This window comes from Isoptericola variabilis 225 (assembly GCF_000215105.1).
GTDB lineage: Bacteria > Actinomycetota > Actinomycetes > Actinomycetales > Cellulomonadaceae > Isoptericola > Isoptericola variabilis_A.
The window spans coordinates 1,304,654-1,326,922 of the sequence record NC_015588.1 but is presented as its reverse complement, the minus strand read 5'-3'; the positions used below and the strand labels follow the sequence as shown (position 1 = coordinate 1,326,922).

Here is a 22,269-nt window from a genome sequence, read left to right as displayed (position 1 = left end):
GGCCATGCCCGAGCTGCCCGAGGTCGAGTCGCTGGCCCGCTTCCTCGACGGGCGCACGGCCGGTCGCACGGTCGTCGCCGTCGACGTCGCGGCGATCGCCGCGCTCAAGACGTTCGACCCGCCCGCGACCGCGCTCGTCGGCGGCCGCGTCGCCGGCGCCGGCCGGCACGGCAAGTGGCTCGACGTCGCCGTGACGCCCGCTGCCGGGTCCGGCGGCGACGCGCTGCACCTGGTCTTCCACCTCGCGCGGGGCGGGTGGCTGCGCTGGCGCGACCAGGCGCCGACGACGCCGGTCGCGCCGCGCCTCGGCGGGTCCTCGCGCGGTGCGGCGCTCGCGCTGCGCGTCCGGTTCGACGACGGCTCGGGCTTCGACCTCACGGAGGCCGGCACGCGCAAGCGCCTCGCCGTGCACGTGGTGCGCGACCCGCAGGAGGTCGAGCAGGTGCGCACGCTCGGCATCGAGCCGCTCTCGGAGGACTTCACGGCCGACGCGCTGGCCGCGCTGCTCACCCGCAAGAACCAGCAGGTCAAGGGCCTGCTGCGCGACCAGTCCGCGATCGCGGGCATCGGCAACGCCTACTCCGACGAGATCCTGCACGTCGCCCGGTTCAGCCCCTTCAAGCTCACCCGCTCGTTCACGCCCGAGGAGGTCGCCACGCTGCACGAGGCCACGGTGACGACGCTGCGCGACGCCGTCGCGGCGTCGGCGGGCCGGCCCGCGGCCGAGCTCAAGGACGCCAAGCGCCGCGGCATGCGCGTGCACGGGCGCACGGGCGAGGCGTGCCCGGTGTGCGGCGACACGGTGCGCGAGGTGAGCTTCGCCGACCGGTCGCTGCAGTACTGCCCGACGTGCCAGACGGGCGGGCAGGTCCTCGCCGACCGGCGCCTGTCCCGCCTGCTCAAGTAACCGTGTCAGAAAGGTGGTGGGCCCTGCCCCACCAGGTTTCTGACACTAGAAGAGGATCGTGGCGAACGTGCCGACCCGCTCGAAGCCCACGCGCCGGTACGTCGCGATCGCGGGCGCGTTGTACGAGTTGACGTAGAGCGAGACGACGGGGGCGACGTCGCGCCGCGTCGCCTGCACGACGGCCGCCATCCCGGGGGCCGCGAGGCCCCGGCCCCGGTGCTCGGGGTCGACCCACACGCCCTGCACCTGCGCCACCCGCCCGGCGACGGCGCCGAGCTCGGCCTTGAAGAGCACGCGGGGGCCGTCGTCGTGGCCCATGAGGACGAACGAGCGTCCCTCGGCGACCAGCGAGCGCACGCGCATCGCGTAGGCGCTGCCCGCACCGGCCATCGGGGAGTACCCGACCTCCTCGGTGAACATGCGCACGCACGCCGGCAGCACGAGGTCGAGGTCGTCGAGCGTCGCGCGCCGCACGCGCGCCTCGGGCTCGACCTCCGGGGCGCGGTCGATCGCGAGCGACGGCTGGTCGGCGCGCACCTCGCGCGCGGGCGGCCACACCGGCTCGAGGTGCTCCCACAGGCGCAGCGCCGCGCTGCGCTCGCCCACGATCGACGACGAGCGGCGGCCCTGGCGGCGTGCCATGCCCGCGAACGCCGCGATGGCGTCCTCGGCCTCGCCGTCGGGCACCCCCGGCGGGACGACGGGCACGAGGTTCGCGCCCGACCAGCACACCGCCTCGAGCGGACCGCTCGCCGGGTACCCCCAGGCCTCCCCACCGGCGGCCAGCATGCCCGAGCGTGCGGCGACCTCCAGGCGCGCGGCGGCGAGGACGGAGGCGACCGGGTCGACGGCGCACACCGCGAGCGCCTCGGCGACGTCGCCCGCGCCGAGGGCGCGCGCCTGCGGTGCGCGGACCGCCGACCGGCGCCAGCTCACGAGGGCCCCCGGCTCCGCCTCAGCCGCCGACCGTGACGACCGGGGCGCCCGCCTGGGCGTCGTTCTCCGGCGCCGGCATGGACTCGGCGATCCGCATGGCCTCCTCGATGAGGGTCTCGACGATCATCGACTCGGGGACGGTCTTGATGACCTCGCCCTTGACGAAGATCTGGCCCTTGCCGTTGCCGGACGCGACGCCGAGGTCGGCCTCGCGGGCCTCGCCCGGGCCGTTGACGACGCAGCCCATGACGGCGACGCGCAGCGGGACCGTCATGCCCTCCAGGCCCGCGGTGACCTTCTCGGCGAGCGTGTAGACGTCGACCTGGGCGCGGCCGCACGACGGGCACGAGACGATCTCGAGCTTGCGGGGCCGCAGGTTGAGCGCCTGAAGGATCTGGGTGCCGACCTTGACCTCCTCGACCGGCGGCGCGGAGAGCGAGACACGGATCGTGTCGCCGATGCCCTTGCTCAGCAGCGCGCCGAACGCGGTCGCCGACTTGATCGTGCCCTGGAAGGCCGGGCCGGCCTCGGTCACGCCGAGGTGCAGCGGCCAGTCCCCGCGCTCGGCGAGCAGCTCGTAGGCGCGCACCATGACGACGGGGTCGTTGTGCTTGACCGAGATCTTGAAGTCGTGGAAGTCGTGCTCCTCGAAGAGGCTCGCCTCCCACACGGCCGACTCGACGAGCGCCTCGGCCGTGGGCTTGCCGTACTTGGCGAGCAGGCGCGGGTCGAGCGAGCCGGCGTTGACGCCGATGCGCAGCGAGACGCCGGCGTCGGAGGCCGCCTGGGCGATCTCCTTCACCTGGTCGTCGAACTTGCGGATGTTGCCCGGGTTGACGCGCACCGCGGCGCACCCCGCGTCGATCGCCGCGAAGACGTACTTCGGCTGGAAGTGGATGTCCGCGATGACGGGGATCTGCGACTTCTTCGCGATCGCGGGCAGCGCCTCGGCGTCGTCGGCGCTGGGCACGGCGACGCGCACGATGTCGCAGCCGGCCGCGGTGAGCTCCGCGATCTGCTGGAGCGTCGCGTTGATGTCGGTGGTCGGCGTCGTGGTCATCGACTGGACGCTGATGGGCGCGTCGCCGCCGACCTCGACCTTGCCGACCTTGATCTTGCGGGACTGGCGTCTGGGGGCAAGCGTGGGCGCGGGCGCGGCGGGCATGCCGAGGTTCACAGCAGTCACGGTGCCAGTATCCCGCGTCTCGCGGGGTGACACGCACGCCGGGCGCGTGACGTCACAATCTCCGCCGCCGCGGTCACGAGGCCTTCACGTCCTCGCACGGCCCCGGGTGCGCGCGCAGGGCTCCGGCGGGCTCAGACGATCCGCACCGGGTCGAGGATGTCCGCGAGGATGAGCAGGACGCCGGTGCCCAGCAGGAGCACGAAGACGACGTACGCCACGGGCATCATGCGCGCGACGTCGGCGGGCCCGGGAACGGGCGCGCCGCGCACGCGCGCGACCGTCCGCTTGGCGCCCTCGTAGAGCGCGTTGACGACGTGCCCGCCGTCGAGCGGCAGCAGCGGCAGCAGGTTGAACACGAACAGCGCGACGTTGAGCGCCGCGAGGAGGCCGAGCAGGAGCTGCAGCGTCGCGACGACGGGCGCGTCGGCCGCGATGACGTCGACCGCGATGCGCCCGACGCCGACGACGGACATGACGGAGTCCTGCGAGCGGGGCTCGTCGGTGAACGCCTGGACCGCCGCCTCCCCGATGCGCACGGGCAGCGTCGCGATGACGTACGCCGTGCCGGACACCTGCTGCCACACCGCCTCGGGCACGCGCGACATCGGCAGGGGGACGTACTCGGCCGTCGGCGTGACGCCGAGGAAGCCGGTGCGCTCGGTCACCGGCCGGCCGTCGGCGTCGAGGACGACCTCGCCCGCGTCGTCGACCACGGGCCGGTCGCGCTCGGCGACCGTCACGGTGAGCGCCACCTCCTGCCCGCCGCGATCGACCACGACGGGCACCTGCTCGCCCGCGACGGGCTCGATGAGGCCGACGAGCTGCTCCCAGGACGTGACGCGCTCGCCGGCGAACGCGACGATCTCGTCGCCGGGCTCGAGCCCCGCCGCGAGCGCCGGCGACGGCGCCGCGTCGTCGCCGCAGACGGCCTCGCCCTCCGCGCCGACCGCGGTCGGCACGCACTCGCTCACGGCGCCGACCGTCGTCGTGACCGTCTGCACGCCGATGCCCACGAGGACGACGAAGGTGAGCACGACGGCGATGAGCAGGTTCATCACGGGCCCGCCGAGCATGACGACGAGCTTCTTGGGCGTCGAGAGGTTGTAGAACGCCCGGTGCTCCTCGCCGGGCAGGACCTCGGCCACCGAGGCCTCGCGCGCGTCGGCGACGATCTGCCCGAAGAAGCCGGTCGCCGGACGGGCGCCGGCGGGCGCGGGCGGCATCATGCCGACGAGCCGGACGTACCCGCCGAGCGGGATCGCCTTGATGCCGTACTCGGTCTCGCCCCGGACCCGCGACCACAGGGTCGGCCCGAAGCCCACCATGTACTGGCTCACGCGCACGCCGAAGCGCTTGGCGGGCACCATGTGCCCGACCTCGTGCAGCGCGATCGAGGCGAGGATGCCGACGAGGACCACGACGATGCCGACGACGACGGAGAGTGCGTCCACGCGCCCGAGCGTAGGCGAAATTCCTGGGAGGCCCGTGCGCGACGCCTCAGCGCCGCGCGAGCAGCTCGTCGGCCCGTGCTCGCGCCCACGCCTCCGCACCCTCGACGGCCTCGAGCGTCACCGCGTCGGGCGCGACGCCGTCGTGCTCGGCGAGCACGCGCTCGACCGTCCCCACGATGTCGAGGAAGCCGACCTTCCCCTTCAGGAAGGCGGCCACGCCCTGCTCGTTGGCCGCGTTGTACACCGCAGGGTGCGTGCCCGACGCCGCGGCCGCGGCGCGCGCGAGCCCGACGGCGGGGAAGGTCGCCTCGTCGAGCGGCTCGAACGTCCACGTGGCCACCTGCGACCAGTCGCACGGCCGGGCCACGACGTCGAGCCGGTCGGGCCACGACAGGCCGAGCGCGATGGGCAGCCGCATGTCGGGCGGGGACGCCTGCGCGATGGTCGAGCCGTCGCAGAACTCGACCATCGAGTGCACGACGGACTGCGGGTGCACGACGACGGTGATGTCGTCGACCGGGACGTCGAACAGCAGGTGCGCCTCGATGAGCTCGAGCCCCTTGTTCATGAGCGACGCCGAGTTGACGGTCACGACGGGGCCCATGGCCCAGGTGGGGTGCGCGAGCGCCTCCTCGGCCGTGACGGTCTTGATCTCGTCACGCGTGCGGCCGCGGAAGGGGCCGCCCGACGCCGTGAGCACGATGCGGCGCACCTCGCCGCGCGCTCCCCCGCGCAGCGCCTGCGCGATCGCCGAGTGCTCCGAGTCGACGGGCACGATCTGGCCGGGCCGGGCGGCGGCCGTGACAAGCGGACCGCCGACGACGAGCGACTCCTTGTTCGCGAGCGCGAGCGTCGAGCCCGCCGCGAGCGCCGCGAGCGTGGGCCGCAGGCCCACCGAGCCGGTGATCCCGTTGAGCACGACGTCGGAGCCGCGGCCGGCGAGCTCGGTGGCGGCCCCCGGGCCGGCGAGCACCTCGACGCGCGACGCCGCCGGCCCGAGCCGGGCGACGAGCGCGTCGCGCAGCGCGTCGACGCGGGCAGGGTCGGCGACGGCGACGGCCCGCACCCCGAGCGTCGCCGCCTGCTCGGCGACCAGCGCGACGTCGGACCCGCCGGCCGCGATCGCCTCGACGTCGAACCGGCCCGGGTGCGCGGTGACGACGTCGATCGCCTGGGTGCCGATGGAGCCGGTGGAGCCGAGGATCGTGACGGTGCGGGGTCCTTGCGACGACATGGCGCCCATCATCCCAGCCCGCGGCCGCGCGCCCGCCGCCACGGTTGCCCGAGAAAATCTCACCCGGGTGAATTACGTTCGCGTCATGCAGACGCAGAGACGACGCAAGGACGCGCGCCGGCTGCTCGGCGCTCTCGCGAGCGCCGCAGCCCTCGTCGCCGGGCCCCTCGTGGTGCCGGCCCTGGCCCACGAGGGCGACTCCGACCGGGTCTACGCGACCCGGGAGGGCCTCGTCGGCAAGACCACGGCCAACGGCCGCACGATCACCGAGCGGGACCACTTCGTGGCGCTCCCGTCGCGCAGCGTGCTGTCCGCCGACGGCACGGGCACCTACTCGGTGCGGGTGTGCGCGCCGACGACCGGTCGGTGCGCCTACGCGCCCGTGTGGGACGTCGGGCCGTGGAACACTCGGGACGACTACTGGAGCGCCGACCGGCAGGGCTGGCCCGGGCTCCCGCGCGGCGTGCCGCAGGCGGAGGCCGCCCACCAGGACGGCTACCACGGCGGCAAGGACCAGTTCGGGCGCACGGTGACCAACCCGGCCGGGATCGACCTGGCGGACGGCACGTTCTGGGACGGCCTCGGCCTGCGCGCCAACGCGTGGGTCGACGTCACCTACCTGTGGACGGTGCCGGGCCCGACGGGCGTCGTGCGCACGGGCGGCGACCCGCTCACCGTCCGCTCGGGGCCGACGACGGCGTCCCCGCCCGTCGGTCTCGCCGGCGAGGGGACGCAGGTGGTGGTCGAGTGCACGGTCCGGGGCCAGTGGGTCCGCGGGCACCTGGGCACGACGAACCTCTGGAACCGCATCGGGCCCGGCCACTACGTCTCGGACGCCTACCTGCGCACCGGCACGGGCGACCCGGTCGCGCCGGCCTGCTGAGCGCGGCCGCGCGCGCCGGACGCGAGGCCGACGGCCGTCGCGGCGACCAGCGCGGCCGCGGGCAGCGGCAGCACGCCGACGCCGGCGGCCGAGACGGCGGCCGAGGCCAGCGCCGCGCCGACGGCGATGCCGCCGTTGAACAGCACCGGGATGAGCGCGCCCGCGGTGTCCCGCCGCGCGGGGCCGGCCAGGCGCAGCACGAGCGTCTGCGCCAGCGGCGGCACGGCCCCCGAGGCGACGCCCCACAGCGCGACCACCGCGACCCCGACGAACGCCGGTGCGGTCTCGAGGGCCGCCAGCGCCGCCAGGGCGAGCGCGGTCGCGACGGTCGCGACGACGAGCGCGGCGCGCGTGCGCGAGCCGAAGCGGCCGGCCGCCGCGACGCCGACGGCCGAGGCCACGCCGAACAGCAGGAGCAGGCCGCTCACCCCGCCGGGCAGGGCCTGCGCCGGCGCCTCGACGAGGCGCGTCACGAACGTGTACGCGCCGTAGTGGCCCACGAGCAGCACCGCGACGAGCCCCGTGACCGCGAGCATCGGGCCCGGGCCGGCGTCCGGGGCGGTCCGGGGAGCGGACGCCGGCCCTTCGCGGTCGGGCCGCGTGGCGCCGTCGGGCACCCGGGGCGAGGGCGCGACGACCAGACGCACCGCGAGGGCGGCGGCGAGCGCCAGCGCGGCGAGCGCCCCGAACGCGACGCGCCAGTCGGCGGCGCGCGCGACGAGGCTCGCGAGCGGCGTGCCGAGGACCATGCCGAGCGTCGCACCGCCGAGCACGACGGCGACCGCGCGGCCGAGCTGGGCGTCGGGCACGAGGTCGGCCGTGTGGGCGTTGGCCGAGGCCCACAGCAGGCCGACGGCCGCCGCACCGACCGTGCGGCCGGCGAGCGCGAACTCGTAGGTCGGCGCGAGCGCCGTGACGAGGGACGACGCGGCCAGCACCGCGAGGGCGGCGGCGATGACCGCGCGCCGGTCCCGGCCCGCCACGAGCCGCACGAGCGGGAAGCTCGCGACGACCACGACGGCCGCCCAGGCGGAGACGAGCAGGCCGGTGCGCGACTCGGGGACGCCGAGCCCCGCGCTCATCTGCGGCAGGACGGCGGTGGGCAGCATCTCGGCGGTGACCGTGACGAACGTCGCGGCGCCGAGGACGAGGAGCGAGGGCCAGGGCAGTGTCGTTCTCATGACGACGACGGTAAAGTTTGACATTGATGTCAATGTCAAGGTCCCCGCGCCGGGACCGTGGGAGGCGGCCGTGAAGATCGGTGAGCTGGCGGAGCGCACGGGCGTGGCGCCGCGCCTCGTGCGCTACTACGAGCAGCAGGGGCTGCTCGCGGCCCCGCGCGCGGCGAACGGCTACCGCGAGTACGGCGAGGAGCACGTCGAGCGCGTGCGCCGCGTCGCGGGCCTCGTCCAGTCGGGGTTGCCGACACGCCTGGTCAAGGTGCTGCTCGACATGGAGGACGCCCGCGCGCAGGCGCGGCCGACGTGCCCGCGCCAGGTCGCCGAGCTGCTCGCGGCCGAGCTCGGCGGGATCGAGGACCGCATCGCGTGCCTCACGCGCAGCCGCGACACGATCCGCGACGTGCTCGCGCGCACCGAGCACGCCGCGCTCCTGCCGGAGGGCTGACGCGCCGGGGGCGCGGCGTCACTCGACGCCGAGCAGCACCTCGATCGCGCGCGCGAAGAAGGCGTCGACCGGCCCCTCGGCGTACCCGTCGGCGCCCTTGGTCCGACCGAAGGTCGCGGAGCGGATCTCGGCCGCCGTCAGCGGCTCCTGCCGGTCGAAGTAGGCGGTGAGCCGGTCGCACAGCGCGTCGACGTCGTCCTTGTCGTACGCCGGCTGCCCCCGCTCGGCCGGCGCGAACCGCAGCCCGTCGGGGCGGCCCAGCCGCCCGTACAGCGTGCGGGCGCGCTCGGCGAGCGCCTGCATCCACGCCTCCTGGCCGTGCGCAGCCACGTACTCGGCGCGCTGGCGCGCGATGAACGCCGCCTCGAGCCGGTCCAGCGCGGCGTCGACCTCGTGCGTGTTGTAGCCGCCGCGCACCAGGTCGAACGTCGAGGCCTGGATGTCGGCGCTCGTCAGCGGCTCGGGGGTGCGGCCCTCGTAGGCCTGCCGCGCGTGGTCGAAGAACTCGTCGACCTCGTCCTTGTCGTACCCGGTGCGCAGCGCCGACACGCTGCTGAACAGGGAACTCACTCGTCGTCCTCCTCGGCGGCCAGCTGCCCGCAGGCGCCGTCGATGTCGCTCCCGCGGGTGTCACGGATCGTGGTGGGGATGCCGTGCCCGCGCAATCGTGCCACGAACTCCTCCTCCACGGAACGCTCGCTCGCGGTCCAGATGGAGCCCGGCGTGGGGTTGAGCGGGATGGGGTTGACGTGCACCCAGCCCTTGCCGCGGGCGTTGAGCTTCTCCCCCAGGAGGTCGGCGCGCCACGCGTGGTCGTTCATGTCCTTGATCAGCGCGTACTCGATCGAGACGCGGCGGCCGGTGACCTCGAAGTAGTGCCGCGCGGCGTCGAGCGCCTCGTCGACGCTCCAGCGGGTGTTGATCGGCACGAGCTCGCTGCGCAGGTCGTCGTCGGGCGCGTGCAGGCTCAGCGCGAGCGTGACGGGGATGCCCTCGTCGGCGAGCCGGCGCATCGCGGGCACGAGCCCGACGGTCGAGACCGTGACGTTGCGCGCCGACATCCCGAAGCCCGCGGGCTCCGGTGCGACGAGCGCCCGGACCGTCTCGATGACCGCCTTGTAGTTGGCCAGCGGCTCGCCCATGCCCATGAACACGAGGTTGTTGAGCCGCGTCGGGCCGCCGGGGATCTCGCCGTCGCCGAGCGAGCGGAAGGCGGCGCGCACCTGCTCCAGGATCTCCGCGGTCGACAGGTTGCGCGTCAGCCCCAGCTGACCCGTGGCGCAGAACGGGCAGGCCATGCCGCACCCCGCCTGCGACGACACGCACAGCGTGGTCCGGTGCGGGTAGCGCATGAGCACCGACTCGACCTTGGCGTCGTCGAACAGGTGCCACAGGGTCTTGACCGTGGTGCCGCCGTCGGCCTCGAGGCGCCGCGTCGGGCGGATGAGCGGCGGGAAGAGCGTGGTCGCGAGCTCGTCGCGCGTCGCCTTCGGCAGGTCCGTCATCTGCTCGGGGTCGGACGTGTGGTGCGTGAAGTAGTGCGTCGCGAGCTGCTTGGCCCGGAAAGGCTTCTCCCCCATCGCGACGACCGACGCGACGCGCTCGTCGGGCGTGAGGTCGGCGAAGTGCCGCGGCGGCTTGCCGCGCCGGCGCGGGGCCATCTGCAGCGGGATCGGCGCGGTCTCGTCCGACGGGCGGACGGCGGGGACGCCGAGGACGGTCGGCGCGGGGCGAGCAGGCATGTGAGTTCCTTAGGCGGCCACCGACAGCACGAGGTACACGAACGGGGCGGTGACGAGGAGCGAGTCGATGCGGTCCAGCACGCCCCCGTGACCCGGGAGCAGCGAACCCATGTCCTTCAATTCTAGGTCCCGCTTGACGAGCGACTCCGCCAGGTCCCCCACGGTCGCCGTCACGGCGGTCAGGACGCCGAGCGCGACGCCCAGGAGCGGGCTCAGCTCGAGCAGGTAGACCGCGCCGACGACGCCCACGAGCACCGCGAGCACGACCGAGCCGCCGAGGCCCTCCCAGCTCTTCTTGGGGCTGACCGTCGGGGCCAGCGGGTGGCGCCCGAGCAGCACGCCCGCGGCGTACCCGCCCGTGTCGTTCGCCACCGCGAGCAGCACGAACAGCACGACGCGCAGCTCGCCGTCGGGCTGGTCGAGCAGGAGCACGACGAAGCCCGCCAGGAGCGGGACGTAGGTGGCCGCGAAGACCGCGGCCGCGGCGTCGCGCAGCGCCTGCGGCCCCTGGCCGTCGACGACGCGCCACACGACGACCGCGCCGACCGTGAGGAAGTACGCGACGAGCAGCGCCTCGGCGCCCGACGCCCACGCCGACACCTGCATGCCCGCCGCCCCGACGAGCAGCGGCAGCAGCGGCAGGTCGATCGCGCGCCGGGCGAAGGCCTGGCGCAGCTCCCACAGGCCCGCGCCGACCACGACGACGACGAGCGCGACGAACGGCTCGGGGCGGAACCAGAGCGAGGCGGCGAGCACCGCGAGGAGGCCGACGCCGACGGCGACGGCCGCCGGCAGGTTGCGCCCGGCCCGGGACGACCGGCCGGCGGGGGTGTCGACGGGCCCGCCGGTCCCGGCCGGCTCGAGGGGATGGTGGTCGGCCATCAGACCTCGAGCAGCTCGCTCTCCTTGCCCGCGAGGAGGTGGTCGATGGTCTCGACGTGCTTCTTGGTGAGCGCCTCGAGCTCCTTCTCGGCCCGGGCCACCTCGTCCTCGCCGGCCTCGCCGTCGCGGACGATGCGGTCGAGCTCCTCCTTGGCCTTGCGGCGGACGTTGCGCACCGAGACGCGCGCCTCCTCCGCCTTCGTCTTGGCCATCTTCACGTAGTCGCGGCGGCGCTCCTCGGTCAGCGCGGGCATGACCACGCGGATCGCGTTGCCGTCGTTCGACGGGTTGACGCCCAGGTCCGAGTCCCGCAGCGCCTTCTCGATCGCCGCCATCGAGCTCTTGTCGAACGGCGAGATGAGCACCGTGCGCGCGTCGGGGATGTTGAAGGACGCGAGCTGCTGCAGCGGCGTCGGGGCGCCGTAGTAGTCGACGGTGATCTTCGCGAACATGCCCGAGTTCGCGCGCCCCGTGCGGATGCCCGCGAACTCCTCCTTGGCGACCTCGATCGCCCTGTCCATCTTCTCCTCGGCCTCGAGGAGGGTGTCGTCGATCACCCGGTGCTCCTTGTCGTTCGTCAGGTCGTCGGTGGTCGTCGTCTGCGCAGGCCGGAGCCGCGTCAGTCCGTCGTGACCAGTGTGCCAATCTTCTCGCCCAGGAGGGCACGGGTCACGTTACCCGGCTCCTCGAGGCCGAAGACGCGCATGCGCACGCCGTTGTCGCGGCACAGCGACAGCGCGGTGGCGTCCATGACGTTGAGCCCGCGCACGAGCGCGTCCGTGTACGTCAGGTGGTCCAGCTTCTCGGCCTCGGGGTTCGTGCGCGGGTCCGCGCTGTAGACGCCGTCCACGCCGTTCTTGCCCATGAGGACCTCGTCGCAGTGCGTCTCCAGGGCGCGCTGGACCGAGACGGTGTCGGTCGAGAAGTACGGCATGCCGGCGCCCGCGCCGAAGATCACGACGCGCCCCTTCTCCAGGTGCCGGATCGCGCGCAGCGGGATGTACGGCTCGGCGACCTGCCCCATGGTGATCGCGGTCTGCACGCGCGTCGTCACGCCGTCCTGCTCGAGGAAGTCCTGGAGCGCCAGGCAGTTCATGACCGTGCCGAGCATGCCCATGTAGTCGGCGCGGGCCCGGTCGAGCCCCGCGCGCGACAGCTCGGCGCCGCGGAAGAAGTTGCCGCCGCCGACGACGATCGCGACCTGCACGCCCTGGCGCACGGCCGAGCCGATCTCGTGGGCCACGCGGCGCACGACGTCGGTCGCCAGGCCGACGCTGCCGCCGCCGAACGTCTCGCCGGACAGCTTGAGCAGGACGCGCCGGGTGCCGGGGTCCTTCAGGGGCGATCCCGTGGTCGTCGGCTCGGGCCGGGTCTCGTCGGTCTGGGTCACGTGCGCCACCGTCCGTCTCTGTGCGTTCCCGGGCGGGTGCCGCCGCCCGGTCGAAGGTGAGGGTCCCCCGCGCATCCTGGCACCGGATGCGCGCGCCCGCCGCGCGACGGCGGCGGACACGCCGCGGCCCGGCCGCACCGCGAGGGTGCGGCCGGGCCGCGGTGGTGCGTCAGTTGCCGACGCGGAAGCGGACGAAGCCCGTGAGCTGACCGCCGGTCGAGGCGACGTGCTTGGCGACCGTCGTCTTCGGGTCCTTGGCCAGCGGCTGGTCGACCAGGACGGCCTCCTTGAAGAAGCCGTTGAGGCGACCCTCGACGATCTTCGGCAGGGCGGCCTCCGGCTTGCCCTCGGAGATCGAGACCTCGCGCGCGATCTCGCGCTCCTTCTCGACGACGTCGGCGGGGACGTCCTCGCGGGTGAGGTACTTCGGCGCCATGGCCGCGACGTGCTGCGCGACGTCCTTGGCGACCGGCTCGGCCGCCTCGTCGGTGACGACGAGCACGCCGATCGACGGCGGCAGGTCCTTGGCCGTCTTGTGCAGGTACGTCGTGATGCGCGGGCCCTCGACCCGGGCGACGCGGCGCAGGACGATCTTCTCGCCCATGGTGGCGCCCTGGGCGGCCACCAGGTCGGCGACGGTGCCCTCGGCGGCCGGCGCGGCCAGGGCGGCGTCGAGGTCGGCGGCGCCCGCGGCGTGCACGGCCTCGAGCACCTGCTCGGCCAGCGCGATGAACTTCTCGTTCTTGGCGACGAAGTCGGTCTCGGAGTTGACCTCGATCATCGTGGCGACCTGACCCGACTCGCCGTCGGTGACCTTGACGGCGACCAGGCCCTCGGAGGTGGCGTTGCCCTCGCGCTTGGCGGCGCGGGCGAGGCCCTTCTTGCGGATGATCTCGACGGCCTGCTCGGCGTCGCCGCCGGCCTCGTCGAGCGCCTTCTTGACGTCGAGCATGCCGGCACCGGTGCGCTCGCGGAGCGCCTTGATGTCAGCGGCGGTGTAGTTCGCCATGGGGGGATGTCCTCCGTGCTGGTTCGGTTCCCGCCGGGCGGGTGGCGCGGGCGGGAGGATGTGGTGCCGCGAGGGCGCGGGCCGGCCGACGCGCGGCCGGCCCGCGGGACCTCACTCGGACTTCTCGGCGGCCTCGGCGGCGGCGTCGACGGCCGGCGCGGCGTCCGCACCCGGCGCGACCGCGTCCTCGGCGCCCGAGGCGCCCTGCGTCGCGGCGGCCTCCGGCGCGGCCTCGGCGGCCTCGACCTGCTCCTCGGCCTGGGTCTCGACGGCCTCCTGGACGGCCCCGGCCTGCGCCTCGGCGCCGGCGAGGAGCTCGCGCTCCCACTCGGCGAGCGGCTCGGCCTCGGCCTCGGCGGCGTCGCCCTTGCGGCCCGAGTGGCGCTGCAGCAGGCCCTCGGCGACGGCGTCGGCGATCACGCGCGTGAGCAGCGTGACGGAGCGGATCGCGTCGTCGTTGCCCGGGATCGCGTAGTCGACCAGGTCGGGGTCGCAGTTGGTGTCGAGGATCGCCACGACGGGGATGCCCAGCTTGCGGGCCTCGTCGACGGCGAGGTGCTCCTTGTTGGTGTCCACGACCCAGATCGCCGACGGCGTCTTGGCCATGTCACGGATGCCGCCCAGCGTGCGCGCGAGCTTGTCCTTCTCGCGACGCAGGACGAGGAGCTCCTTCTTCGTCAGGCCGGAGCCGGCGACGTCGTCGAAGTCGATCTCCTCGAGCTCCTTGAGGCGCTGGAGGCGCTTGTGCACGGTGGAGAAGTTGGTGAGCATGCCACCGAGCCAGCGGTGGTTCACGTACGGCATGCCGACGCGGGACGCCTGCTCGGCGACGGGCTCCTGCGCCTGCTTCTTGGTGCCGACGAAGAGGATCGTGCCGCCGTGGGCGACGGTCTGGCTGACGAACTCGTAGGCGCGGTCGATGTACGACAGCGACTGCTGGAGGTCGACGATGTAGATGCCGTTGCGCTCGGTGAAGATGAACCGCTTCATCTTCGGGTTCCAACGGCGGGTCTGGTGCCCGAAGTGGACACCGCTCTCGAGGAGCTGGCGCATGGTCACGACGGCCATGACGGGTTCCTTTCGCCGCGTGGCCCGGGATCCTCCCGGTGCGCACGCGCGTCGGGCGACCGGTCGCGTGCGGACCCGGTCGCGGTACTCGGTTGTCGGTGACGGGCATCGGACCCGGCACCCCTGGCGTCACGCCGGGCCGGCACCGCCTGCCCCGGAGGACCTGCGGACCGCTGCCGACGCGGCCGCGCCCGGCGGCCTGGGCCGCCGGCGCGTTCGTGACGCGCGATGTCGACCGGACGGGCGCTCCCGGTTCCCGGCACGCCGAGCTGTCCGGCGAGAGGGAGGAGCGGGCGCACGCGCCGATCGCAGCGGTCAGTCTACCCGACGGCGGCCGCGGGCTCGTGCGCGGCCCGTGCGTGGTGTGCGGCACGTCGCCGCAGGCGACGGCGCCCGGGCGAGCCCGCCCCCAGGCGGCACGGCGGGCACGTCGTCCACCGCGCGCGGTGCGCCCGACGACGGTACCCCGGCCGGGCCAGGACGCTGCGGTCATGACGACGCCCACCGTGCGCGCGCTCGGCGCCCTGCTCTCGGTCCTTCTCCTGCTCGGGCCCGCGGCGGCCGCCGCCCCGGCCGCGACGGACGCGAGCCCCCGAGCGGGCACCGAGGACGCGGCCGCCGCCCGCCGCGCGGGCTGGGTCCGGCCCGTGCCGGGCGAGCTCGTGCACCCGTTCGCACCTCCCGCGCAGGACTGGCTCCCCGGCCACCGCGGCGTCGACCTCGCGGCCCTGCGCGGCGAGCCGGTCGCGGCGCCGGGAGGGGGCGTCGTGACGTTCGCCGGCGTCGTCGGCGGCAAGCCGGTCGTCGTGGTCACGCACCACGGCGGGCTGCGCTCGACGCTCGAGCCGGTCGAGGCCGTCGTCCCGCGCGGCGCCGTCGTCGCCGCCGGGTCGGTCGTCGGGACGCTCGCGACCGCGCCGGGCACGGCGGACAACCCGAGCCACTGCGCCCCGCGGGACTGCCTGCACTGGGGCGTGCGCCGCGGCGAGCGCTACCTCGACCCGATGCTCCTGCTCGGCCTCGCCGACCCGATCGTGCTCCTGCCCCTCTCCTGAGGCGCTGCGAGCGGACTTCTGGCCCGTTCCCCCCTCGGGAGACGGGCCGAGACTCCGCTCACAGCGTCAGGCGCGCGGGAACGCCTGCGCGTAGACGCGGCGGAGCCGCTCGGCGTCCACGTGGGTGTAGCGCTGGGTCGTCGCCAGGTCGGCGTGACCGAGCACCTCCTGCACCGAGCGCAGGTCGGACCCGCCCGCGAGCAGGTGCGTCGCGGCCGAGTGCCGCAGCGCGTGCGGCGCCACGTCGTCGACGCCCGCCCGCGCGGCGAGCCGGTGCACGGCCTCGCGCACCTGCCGCTGCCCCCACCGACCGCCGCGGTCGCCGACGAGCAGCGCGGGTCCGGTCGCGGCGCGGGCCACCGCGGGCCGCCCCTCCTCGAGCCACGCGGTCACCGCGCGCGCCGCGGGCACGCCGAACGGCACGACGCGCTCCTTGCCGCCCTTGCCCAGCACGCGCACGAGGCGCTCGGACGGGTCGACGTCGTCGACGTCCACCGCGACGAGCTCGCCCACGCGGATGCCCGACCCGTAGAGCAGCTCGGCCGCGGCCCACGCCCGCAGGGCCGCGGGCCGGTCGTCGGGGTCGGCGGCCGCCGCGTCGTCGCGGGCGACGTCGAGCAGCCGGCCTGCCGCCTCGGGGGTCAGGACCGTGGGCAGCGTGCGCGGCACCTTCGGGCTCGCGAGCCGCGCGGACGGGTCCGTCGCCAGCAGGCCGGTGCGGTGCGCCCAGCGCAGGAACGCGCGCGCCGCGGCGCCGCGCCGCGCGAGCGTCGAGCGCGCGAGCCCGCGGTCGGACTGCGCGGCGAGCCAGGAGCGCAGCACGCCGAGGTCGACCCGCTGCAGCTCGTCGGCGCCGTGGCGGGCCGCGTAGCGCAGCAGGGCGGCGACGTCCGCCCGGTAGGCCCGGCGCGTGTGCGCCGAGAGCCCCCGCTGGTGGTCCAGGTGCGCGAGGAAGCCGTCGAGCGCCCGCGCGAGGGCGTCCGGCAGCGGCGGCAGCTCCGGGTCCGTCGGGGTCCGCGTCTCGGCGTCCATCCAGGTCAGTGTGCCGAACCCGAGGTCGCGCGGCGGTGAGGCCGCCCGGCGTGGCCACGGGTGCCCGGAGCACGCGCCCTCAGCGGGCGCGGCACCACCCGCCGTCGCGCTGCTCCGCGAGGCCGTCGAGCGCGAGGCCGCCGAGGCCCGCGAGCGCCTCGCGGGGCGCCAGGCCCGCGGTGCGCGCCACGGACTCGAGCGACGCCGGCGACCGCAGCGGCAGGGCGTCCCAGAGCCGGCGCCCCGTCTCGTCGAGCGCGTCGACGACCCGCGCCTCGCCGCGCGGCGCGGGCGCCGCGTCCTCGCCGAGGTCGCCCGCCAGCTCGGCGACCTCGGCGGCGTCCGTCACGCACGTCGCCACGCCGTCGCGCAGGAGCGCGTGGCACCCGCCCGAGGCCATCGACGTGACGGGGCCGGGGACCGCGCCGACGGGCCGCAGCAGGTCGGCGGCCCGCCGCGCGGTCGACAGCGCGCCCGAGCGCCATGCCGCCTCGACGACGACCGTGGCCCGCGCCAGCGCGGCGATGATCCGGTTCCGCGCGAGGAACCGCTGCCGGAACGGGGCCGACCCGGGCGGCACCTCGCTCACGACGCACCCCGGTCCCTCCGCGACCCGGCGCAGGAGCTCGTGGTTGCCCTGCGGGTAGAAGCGGTCGACGCCGCACGCGAGCAGCGCGACCGTCGGGCCGCCCGCCGCGACCGCGCCGCGGTGCGCCGCGGCGTCGATGCCGTACGCGCCGCCCGAGACGACGGTGAACCCGCGGTCGACGAGGCCCGACGCGAGCCGGGACGCGACGTGCTCGCCGTACGAGGTCGCCGCGCGGGCACCGACGACGGCGACGGAGCGCGCGGCGAGCGCCGCCAGGTCGGGCTCGCCGCGGACCCAGAGCGCGAACGGGGCGGCGGGCCCGAGGTCGCCGAGGGCCGCGGGCCAGCGCGGGTCGCCGGGCACGAGCAGCGCGCCCCCGTACCGCTCGAGCACGCGCAGCTCGCGGCGCGGGTCGAGGTTCTCGAGCCGGGGCACCCACCGCGCGACCGCGGCCGCGAGCCGCTGCGTCGCGCCGCGGCGGCTCGCGGGCTCCCCCGAGGCGTCGGGCACGGGGACCTCGGCGGCGGCCGCCTCGCGCAGCGCCCGGCCGGGGTCGCCGGCCGCGTCCACGAGCCACGCCAGCGCCGGCCCCGCGCCGAGGTGTGCGACGAGCGCGCCCGCGACGACGTCGGCGGGCTCCGCGAGCCGTGACCACGCCGCCGCGGCGAGCACCGGGTCGTCGGCGTCGAAGCCGAGCCGCACCGCGGGCCGCCCCGGCTCCGGGGCCGCGCCGTCGGGCAGGTCGAACAGCGCCCCGCTCACGCCGCACCGCCCGTGCGCATCGTGATGGCCTCGTCCACCTGGCTCCGCCCCGGCACGTCCAGGCCGGCGAGGTCGGCGAGCGTCCAGGCGACGCGCAGGACGCGGTCGGCCCCGCGCAGGCTCAGCCTGCCCTCGTCGATCGCTCGCTCGACCCGGCGCAGCACGTCCGGCTCGCGCCGCAGCCGCTCGCGCAGCCACGGGCCGGGCACCTCCGCGTTGTTCGTCCACGGCGTCCCGGCGAGCCGGGCACGGCTCGCCTCGCGCGCGGCCGCGACCCGTGCCGCGACCGTCGCGGTCGGCTCGCCGCGCTCGAGCAGCACGCGCTCGGCGCGCGTCACCGCGCGCACCTGCACCTGGAGGTCCACGCGGTCGAGCAGCGGGCCCGAGAGCCGGCCGAAGTACCGGCGCCTGGCCTGCGGCGTGCAGGTGCACTCGAGGCCCTTGTCGGTGGCCATGCCGCACGGGCACGGGTTGGCGGCCAGCACGAGCTGGAACCGCGCCGGGTAGCGGGCCGCACCACCGGTGCGGTGCAGCACGAGCTCGCCCTGCTCGAGCGGCTGGCGCAGCGTCTCGAGCACCGAGGGCCGGAACTCGGGCGCCTCGTCGAGGAAGAGGACCCCGCGGTGCGCGCGCGAGACCGCGCCCGGCCGGGGCAGGCCCGACCCGCCGCCCACGATCGCGGCGGGCGTCGCGGTGTGGTGCGGGTCCTCGAAGGGCGGCCGCGTGAGAAGCCCGTCGCCCGGGTCGAACGTGCCGGCGACCGAGTGCACCGCCGTGACCTCGAGCGCCTCGGACTCGGTGAGGTCGGGCAGCACGCCGGGCAGCCGCGAGGCCAGCATCGTCTTGCCCGCGCCGGGCGGGCCGGTGAGCAGCAGGTGGTGCCCCCCGGCGGCGGCCACCTCGAGCGCGGTGCGGGCCCCGGTCTGGCCCGCGACGTCGGCGAGGTCGCCGGCCGGCCGCCCGGGCGCGTGCGTGCGCGCCTGGCGGACGGGCTCGACGTCGGGCAGCGACTCGACGCGCCCGCCGTGCAGCAGCACGGCCTCGGCGAGCGTGACGACGCCGTGCACCTGCGCGCCGGGCACGAGCCGCGCCTCGGCGACGTCGCCCGCCGCGACGACCACGCGCGTGAAGCCCGCCTCGACGGCCGCGGCGACGGCGGGCAGCACCCCGCGCACCGGCTGCACGCGGCCGTCGAGCCCGAGCTCGCCCAGGTGGACGACGCGGTCGAGCCCGTCCGCGGGCAGGCAGCCGTCGCCCGCGAGCACCGCGACCGCGATCGCGAGGTCGAACGCGGAGCCCGACTTGCGCAGGGAGGCCGGCGACAGGTTGACCGTGACCCTGCGGTTCGGCCACGCCATCCCGCTCGAGAGCACGGCGGCCCGCACACGGTCCCGCGACTCGCTCAGCGCGGTGTCGGGCAGGCCGACGAGCGTGAACGCGGGCAGCGCGGCGGCGAGCTGCGCCTGGACCTCCACGACGTGGCCGCGGAGCCCGGTCAGCGCGACCGACGCGGTGACGCCGAGCCCCATCAGAGCACCCCCTCGAGGTGCTCGACCCGCGCCGCGCCCGCGCGCGGGAGCACCACGGCGACGACGTCGACCCGGACCTCGCGGAACCGGGGCCCGCCGGCGTCGGCGTGCCGCGCGAGCCACTCCCCCGTGAGCCGGCGCAGCCGCCGCAGCTTGTCGGCCGTGACCGCCTCCGCGGGATGGCCGAAGCCGTCGCCGGTGCGCGTCTTGACCTCGACCGCGACGAGCGCGTCGCCGTCGCGCGCGACGATGTCCAGCTCGCCGCGCGTCCCGCGCCAGTTGCGGTCCAGCAGCTGCCAGCCGCGCTCCTCCAGGTGACGGGCCGCCACCCTCTCGCCGTACCGCCCGACGGCGTCCTTCGCTCGCACTCGCGACCACCTCCGCGCCCAGGGTGGTGGCGCGGGGCGTGCTCTCGCCGCCGGCGTCGTGCGGTCTGTGGACGACGACGCGGGGCGCTCGCCTGGGGACGGCCTCAGAGGGCGAGCTCGGCCTTGGCCAGCTCCTCGACGTTGACGTCCTTGAACGTCACGACGCGCACCGACTTCACGAAGCGCGCGGACCGGTACACGTCCCAGACCCAGGCGTCGGCCAGGCGCAGCTCGAAGTACACCTCGCCCGCCGCCGACCGGACCTGCAGGTCCACCTGGTTGGCGAGGTAGAAGCGGCGCTCGGTCTCCACCACGTACGAGAACAGGCCCACGACGTCGCGGTACTCGCGGTAGAGCGCGAGCTCCATCTCGGTCTCGTAGTTCTCGAGGTCTTCGGCGCTCACCCGGTCATCATCCCACCCAGGTCGGCCAGCGGTGGCGACGTGAAGGACGCGTCGGCGTCCTCGCGCGCGTCGGCCGCGGCGGCGTCCTCGGCGAGCACCCGCAGGTTCCACGACCGGCGGTGCTGCGGCGTCGGGCCGAGCCGGCGCAGCGCGTCGAGGTGCGCCGGCGCCGAGTACCCCTTGTTCTGGTCCCACGCGTACGCCGGGTACTGGCGCGCGAGCCGCGCGAGGAGACCGTCGCGCTCGACCTTGGCCAGGACGCTCGCGGCCGCGACGGACGAGCACTGCAGGTCGGCCTTGACCAGCGTGCGGACCGCGGGGTCGCCCGCGCCGGGCTCGGCGTCCGGGTCGTGCGCCGCCGCCTCGAACAGGTCGGCCTGGGGCCGCGAGAGCCAGTCGTGCGAGCCGTCGAGCAGCACGACGTCGATGTCCTGGCCGCACGTGCGCCGCACCTGGGCGAGCGCGCGACGGCCGGCGATCCGCAGGGCCGCGACGATGCCGTGCGCGTCGATCTCGGCGGGGCCGGCGTGGCCCACGGCCCACGCGACGGCCCAGCGCTGGACCTGCGGCACGAGCAGCTCGCGCGCGCCCGCCGTGAGGAGCTTGGAGTCCGTCAGGCCCTGGGGCGCCGTGCGCGTCGCGGCGTCCACGACGACGACGCCCACGCTGACCGGCCCGGCCAGCGCGCCGCGCCCCACCTCGTCCATGCCCGCGACGAGACGCGCGCCGCCGGACAGCAGCGCACGCTCGTGGCGCAGCGACGGGCTGCGCCGCGTCGGGGTCGAGCGGCCCTGGCGGGCGGACGTGACGGTCACGGCTCCGGGACCCCCGCGAAGACGTCGCCCGGGTTGCGCAGCAGGGTGGCGCGGTCGAACGGCCACACCGTCGCGAACGCGGTGCCCACGACGTTGGACATCGGCACGAACCCGCCGCCCGGGTTGCCCGTGTTGTAGCGCGAGTCGCGCGAGTTCTGGCGGTTGTCCCCCATGACGAACAGCATGCCGTCCGGCACGGTCACGGCGAAGTCGACCTCGCTCGGCTCCGAGCCCGGCTTGACGTACCGCTCCTCGTCGATCGGCACACCGTTGACGCTCACGCGCCCCTCGGCGTCGCAGCAGGTCACCTGGTCGCCCGGGACCCCGATCACGCGCTTGATGAGGTGCTCGCCCGTGTCCTGCGGCAGCAGGCCGACGAACGTCATGACGTCGGTGATCGCGTTGCCGACGGGGCCGTGGTCGACCGGCTCGACCGGGTCGAGCCACCCGCCCGGGTCCTTGAAGACGACGACGTCGCCGCGGTGGACGTCGAGCACCGTCGGCACGAGCCGCGAGACCATGACGCGGTCGCCCTCGATCAGCGTGTCCTCCATCGACGCGCTCGGGATGAAGAACGCCTGGACGAGGAACGACTTGATCAGCCACGAGAGCACGAGTGCGCTGACGACGATGATCGCGGTCTCGCGCAGGAACCCGAGACCGCGGCTGCGCCGCCGGCGCCCCGCGTGCCCGGAGGACCGGTGCTCGTCGGGGTCGGCGTCCTCGCCGGGCGCGATGGGCTGGTCGGTCACGGGTTCGGAGTCTGCCACGGGTCCACTCTTTCATCCGCCGGCGGCGCGCGGGAAACCGTCCGGCCGGCAGACGACGACGGGCGGCCCCTCCGTGGAGGGACCGCCCGTCGTGGTGTCGCGGGGTGCGATCAGGCCGAGGTCTCGCGCTTCTCGCGGATCTTGGCCTTCTTGCCGCGCAGCGCGCGCAGGTAGTACAGCTTCGCCCGGCGGACGTCACCACGGGTGACGACGTCGATCGAGTCGATCGTCGGGGCGTGCAGGGGGAACGTGCGCTCCACGCCGACGCCGAAGCTGATCTTGCGGACGGTGAACGTCTCGCGGACGCCACCACCCTGGCGGGCGATGACGACGCCCTGGAACGCCTGGATGCGAGAGCGGTTGCCCTCGACGACCTTGACGTTGACCTTGACGGTGTCACCGGCGCGGAACTCCGGGACGTCGGAGCGCAGCGAGGCCGCGTCGACGATGTCGAGCGTGTGCATGGTTCTCTCCCCGCCTGCCACAGGTCAGGCGCAAGCTCGGTGGCGCGCGGGGCGCCGAGATCTGACTGTTCGGTGCGGTGTACCGGCTCGTCGACGGAGCGGTGCTGTGCGTGCGAGCCAGGCCTCCCCTGTGGCAGAGACCTGCGCAGCGCGTCCGCCGGCGGCAC

The 22,269-nt window shown here is 75.4% G+C and carries 24 protein-coding genes; 4 read left to right on the top strand and 20 right to left on the bottom strand.

Features of this window, described 5'->3' with window-relative positions; genetic code table 11:
- Window positions 1-4: 4 nt before the first annotated feature.
- A complete protein-coding gene (locus ISOVA_RS06110) occupies window positions 5-907 on the top strand; it encodes an Fpg/Nei family DNA glycosylase (protein ID WP_013838374.1) in 903 nt (300 codons plus the stop codon).
- Between the two features lie 45 nt (window positions 908-952).
- Here the strand turns inward: ISOVA_RS06110 and ISOVA_RS06105 are convergent, their stop codons facing one another.
- From ISOVA_RS06105 to dxr, 4 genes are all read right to left on the bottom strand, one after another.
- On the bottom strand, window positions 953-1,843 hold the full coding sequence (locus ISOVA_RS06105) for a GNAT family N-acetyltransferase (RefSeq protein ID WP_013838373.1): 891 nt from the start codon (window positions 1,841-1,843) through the stop codon (window positions 953-955).
- Between the two features lie 19 nt (window positions 1,844-1,862).
- Window positions 1,863-3,008 carry a flavodoxin-dependent (E)-4-hydroxy-3-methylbut-2-enyl-diphosphate synthase gene (gene ispG, locus ISOVA_RS06100; protein ID WP_041295205.1) on the bottom strand — a complete coding sequence of 382 codons (1,146 nt, stop codon included), beginning with the start codon at window positions 3,006-3,008 and terminating at the stop codon, window positions 1,863-1,865.
- A 152-nt stretch (window positions 3,009-3,160) separates the two neighbouring features.
- The gene (locus tag ISOVA_RS06095) at window positions 3,161-4,480 is read right to left on the bottom strand and encodes a M50 family metallopeptidase (RefSeq protein ID WP_013838371.1); all 1,320 of its coding nucleotides are present in this window, start codon (window positions 4,478-4,480) and stop codon (window positions 3,161-3,163) included.
- A 46-nt stretch (window positions 4,481-4,526) separates the two neighbouring features.
- Window positions 4,527-5,714: a 1-deoxy-D-xylulose-5-phosphate reductoisomerase gene (dxr, locus tag ISOVA_RS06090; protein ID WP_013838370.1), complete on the bottom strand. Its 1,188-nt coding sequence runs from the start codon at window positions 5,712-5,714 to the stop codon at window positions 4,527-4,529.
- 85 nt (window positions 5,715-5,799) lie between these two features.
- Here dxr and ISOVA_RS06085 point away from each other — a divergent pair, with 85 nt between their 5' ends.
- A complete protein-coding gene (locus tag ISOVA_RS06085) occupies window positions 5,800-6,597 on the top strand; it encodes an SH3 domain-containing protein (RefSeq protein ID WP_013838369.1) in 798 nt (265 codons plus the stop codon).
- Here ISOVA_RS06085 and ISOVA_RS06080 read toward each other — a convergent pair.
- Window positions 6,552-7,778: an MFS transporter gene (locus ISOVA_RS06080; RefSeq protein WP_233275956.1), complete on the bottom strand. Its 1,227-nt coding sequence runs from the start codon at window positions 7,776-7,778 to the stop codon at window positions 6,552-6,554. The two genes, ISOVA_RS06085 and ISOVA_RS06080, sit on opposite strands and share 46 nt — an antisense overlap.
- A gap of 70 nt (window positions 7,779-7,848) precedes the next feature.
- Here ISOVA_RS06080 and ISOVA_RS06075 point away from each other — a divergent pair, with 70 nt between their 5' ends.
- Entirely contained in the window at window positions 7,849-8,223 is a 375-nt protein-coding gene (locus tag ISOVA_RS06075; protein ID WP_013838367.1) for a MerR family transcriptional regulator, read from the top strand.
- 18 nt (window positions 8,224-8,241) lie between these two features.
- Here ISOVA_RS06075 and ISOVA_RS06070 read toward each other — a convergent pair whose 3' ends face one another.
- The 7 genes from ISOVA_RS06070 to rpsB all read right to left on the bottom strand — a co-directional run bounded on the left by ISOVA_RS06070 (window position 8,242) and on the right by rpsB (window position 14,314).
- A complete protein-coding gene (locus tag ISOVA_RS06070) occupies window positions 8,242-8,793 on the bottom strand; it encodes a DivIVA domain-containing protein (protein WP_013838366.1) in 552 nt (183 codons plus the stop codon).
- Entirely contained in the window at window positions 8,790-9,965 is a 1,176-nt protein-coding gene (rlmN, locus tag ISOVA_RS06065; RefSeq protein WP_013838365.1) for a dual-specificity RNA methyltransferase RlmN, read from the bottom strand. The genes ISOVA_RS06070 and rlmN overlap by 4 nt, the downstream gene beginning before the upstream one ends.
- Before the next feature lie 9 nt (window positions 9,966-9,974).
- Entirely contained in the window at window positions 9,975-10,847 is an 873-nt protein-coding gene (locus ISOVA_RS06060) for a phosphatidate cytidylyltransferase (protein ID WP_013838364.1), read from the bottom strand.
- Window positions 10,847-11,404, bottom strand: a complete 558-nt coding sequence (gene frr, locus ISOVA_RS06055; protein WP_013838363.1) for a ribosome recycling factor — start codon at window positions 11,402-11,404, stop codon at window positions 10,847-10,849. The genes ISOVA_RS06060 and frr overlap by 1 nt, the downstream gene beginning before the upstream one ends.
- 62 nt (window positions 11,405-11,466) lie before the next feature.
- On the bottom strand, window positions 11,467-12,237 hold the full coding sequence (gene pyrH, locus ISOVA_RS06050; protein WP_391540498.1) for a UMP kinase: 771 nt from the start codon (window positions 12,235-12,237) through the stop codon (window positions 11,467-11,469).
- A 169-nt stretch (window positions 12,238-12,406) separates the two neighbouring features.
- Window positions 12,407-13,246 carry a translation elongation factor Ts gene (gene tsf / locus ISOVA_RS06045; protein WP_013838361.1) on the bottom strand — a complete coding sequence of 280 codons (840 nt, stop codon included), beginning with the start codon at window positions 13,244-13,246 and terminating at the stop codon, window positions 12,407-12,409.
- A 111-nt stretch (window positions 13,247-13,357) separates the two neighbouring features.
- Window positions 13,358-14,314: a 30S ribosomal protein S2 gene (gene rpsB, locus ISOVA_RS06040; RefSeq protein ID WP_013838360.1), complete on the bottom strand. Its 957-nt coding sequence runs from the start codon at window positions 14,312-14,314 to the stop codon at window positions 13,358-13,360.
- Window positions 14,315-14,805: 491 nt separating this feature from the next.
- Here rpsB and ISOVA_RS06035 point away from each other — a divergent pair, with 491 nt between their 5' ends.
- Window positions 14,806-15,369: a peptidoglycan DD-metalloendopeptidase family protein gene (locus ISOVA_RS06035; protein WP_013838359.1), complete on the top strand. Its 564-nt coding sequence runs from the start codon at window positions 14,806-14,808 to the stop codon at window positions 15,367-15,369.
- A gap of 66 nt (window positions 15,370-15,435) precedes the next feature.
- Here ISOVA_RS06035 and ISOVA_RS06030 read toward each other — a convergent pair whose 3' ends face one another.
- The 8 genes from ISOVA_RS06030 to rplS all read right to left on the bottom strand — a co-directional run bounded on the left by ISOVA_RS06030 (window position 15,436) and on the right by rplS (window position 22,102).
- Window positions 15,436-16,401 (bottom strand): tyrosine recombinase XerC, encoded by a 966-nt coding sequence (locus ISOVA_RS06030; RefSeq protein ID WP_013838358.1) that lies wholly within the window; start codon window positions 16,399-16,401, stop codon window positions 15,436-15,438.
- Between the two features lie 79 nt (window positions 16,402-16,480).
- On the bottom strand, window positions 16,481-17,752 hold the full coding sequence (gene dprA / locus ISOVA_RS06025) for a DNA-processing protein DprA (protein WP_013838357.1): 1,272 nt from the start codon (window positions 17,750-17,752) through the stop codon (window positions 16,481-16,483).
- Complete coding sequence (locus ISOVA_RS06020) at window positions 17,749-19,281, bottom strand: YifB family Mg chelatase-like AAA ATPase (protein WP_013838356.1); 1,533 nt, start codon at window positions 19,279-19,281, stop codon at window positions 17,749-17,751. Before ISOVA_RS06020 ends, dprA begins: the two co-directional genes overlap by 4 nt.
- Complete coding sequence (locus ISOVA_RS06015; protein WP_013838355.1) at window positions 19,281-19,649, bottom strand: YraN family protein; 369 nt, start codon at window positions 19,647-19,649, stop codon at window positions 19,281-19,283. Before ISOVA_RS06015 ends, ISOVA_RS06020 begins: the two co-directional genes overlap by 1 nt.
- A 104-nt stretch (window positions 19,650-19,753) precedes the next feature.
- Window positions 19,754-20,053, bottom strand: a complete 300-nt coding sequence (locus ISOVA_RS06010) for a DUF2469 domain-containing protein (protein ID WP_013838354.1) — start codon at window positions 20,051-20,053, stop codon at window positions 19,754-19,756.
- The gene (locus ISOVA_RS06005) at window positions 20,050-20,868 is read right to left on the bottom strand and encodes a ribonuclease HII (protein WP_013838353.1); all 819 of its coding nucleotides are present in this window, start codon (window positions 20,866-20,868) and stop codon (window positions 20,050-20,052) included. Before ISOVA_RS06005 ends, ISOVA_RS06010 begins: the two co-directional genes overlap by 4 nt.
- On the bottom strand, window positions 20,865-21,638 hold the full coding sequence (gene lepB / locus ISOVA_RS06000; protein WP_013838352.1) for a signal peptidase I: 774 nt from the start codon (window positions 21,636-21,638) through the stop codon (window positions 20,865-20,867). The genes ISOVA_RS06005 and lepB overlap by 4 nt, the downstream gene beginning before the upstream one ends.
- A 110-nt stretch (window positions 21,639-21,748) precedes the next feature.
- Window positions 21,749-22,102, bottom strand: a complete 354-nt coding sequence (gene rplS / locus ISOVA_RS05995; RefSeq protein WP_013838351.1) for a 50S ribosomal protein L19 — start codon at window positions 22,100-22,102, stop codon at window positions 21,749-21,751.
- Window positions 22,103-22,269 lie beyond the last annotated feature (167 nt).

What these genes read in the sequence shown, in the direction of transcription:
- rpsB (WP_013838360.1), bottom strand. Translation starts at nt 14,314, where the DNA reads ATGGCCGTCGTGACCATGCGCCAGCTCCTCGAGAGCGGTGTCCACTTC.
- ISOVA_RS06030 (WP_013838358.1), bottom strand. Translation starts at nt 16,401, where the DNA reads ATGGACGCCGAGACGCGGACCCCGACGGACCCGGAGCTGCCGCCGCTG.
- rplS (WP_013838351.1), bottom strand. Translation starts at nt 22,102, where the DNA reads ATGCACACGCTCGACATCGTCGACGCGGCCTCGCTGCGCTCCGACGTC.
- ISOVA_RS06085 (WP_013838369.1), top strand. Translation starts at nt 5,800, where the DNA reads ATGCAGACGCAGAGACGACGCAAGGACGCGCGCCGGCTGCTCGGCGCT.
- ISOVA_RS06020 (WP_013838356.1), bottom strand. Translation starts at nt 19,281, where the DNA reads ATGGGGCTCGGCGTCACCGCGTCGGTCGCGCTGACCGGGCTCCGCGGC.
- ISOVA_RS06035 (WP_013838359.1), top strand. Translation starts at nt 14,806, where the DNA reads ATGACGACGCCCACCGTGCGCGCGCTCGGCGCCCTGCTCTCGGTCCTT.
- ISOVA_RS06080 (WP_233275956.1), bottom strand. Translation starts at nt 7,778, where the DNA reads ATGAGAACGACACTGCCCTGGCCCTCGCTCCTCGTCCTCGGCGCCGCG.
- dxr (WP_013838370.1), bottom strand. Translation starts at nt 5,714, where the DNA reads ATGTCGTCGCAAGGACCCCGCACCGTCACGATCCTCGGCTCCACCGGC.
- rlmN (WP_013838365.1), bottom strand. Translation starts at nt 9,965, where the DNA reads ATGCCTGCTCGCCCCGCGCCGACCGTCCTCGGCGTCCCCGCCGTCCGC.
- ISOVA_RS06060 (WP_013838364.1), bottom strand. Translation starts at nt 10,847, where the DNA reads ATGGCCGACCACCATCCCCTCGAGCCGGCCGGGACCGGCGGGCCCGTC.
- ISOVA_RS06110 (WP_013838374.1), top strand. Translation starts at nt 5, where the DNA reads ATGCCCGAGCTGCCCGAGGTCGAGTCGCTGGCCCGCTTCCTCGACGGG.
- tsf (WP_013838361.1), bottom strand. Translation starts at nt 13,246, where the DNA reads ATGGCGAACTACACCGCCGCTGACATCAAGGCGCTCCGCGAGCGCACC.
- ispG (WP_041295205.1), bottom strand. Translation starts at nt 3,008, where the DNA reads ATGCCCGCCGCGCCCGCGCCCACGCTTGCCCCCAGACGCCAGTCCCGC.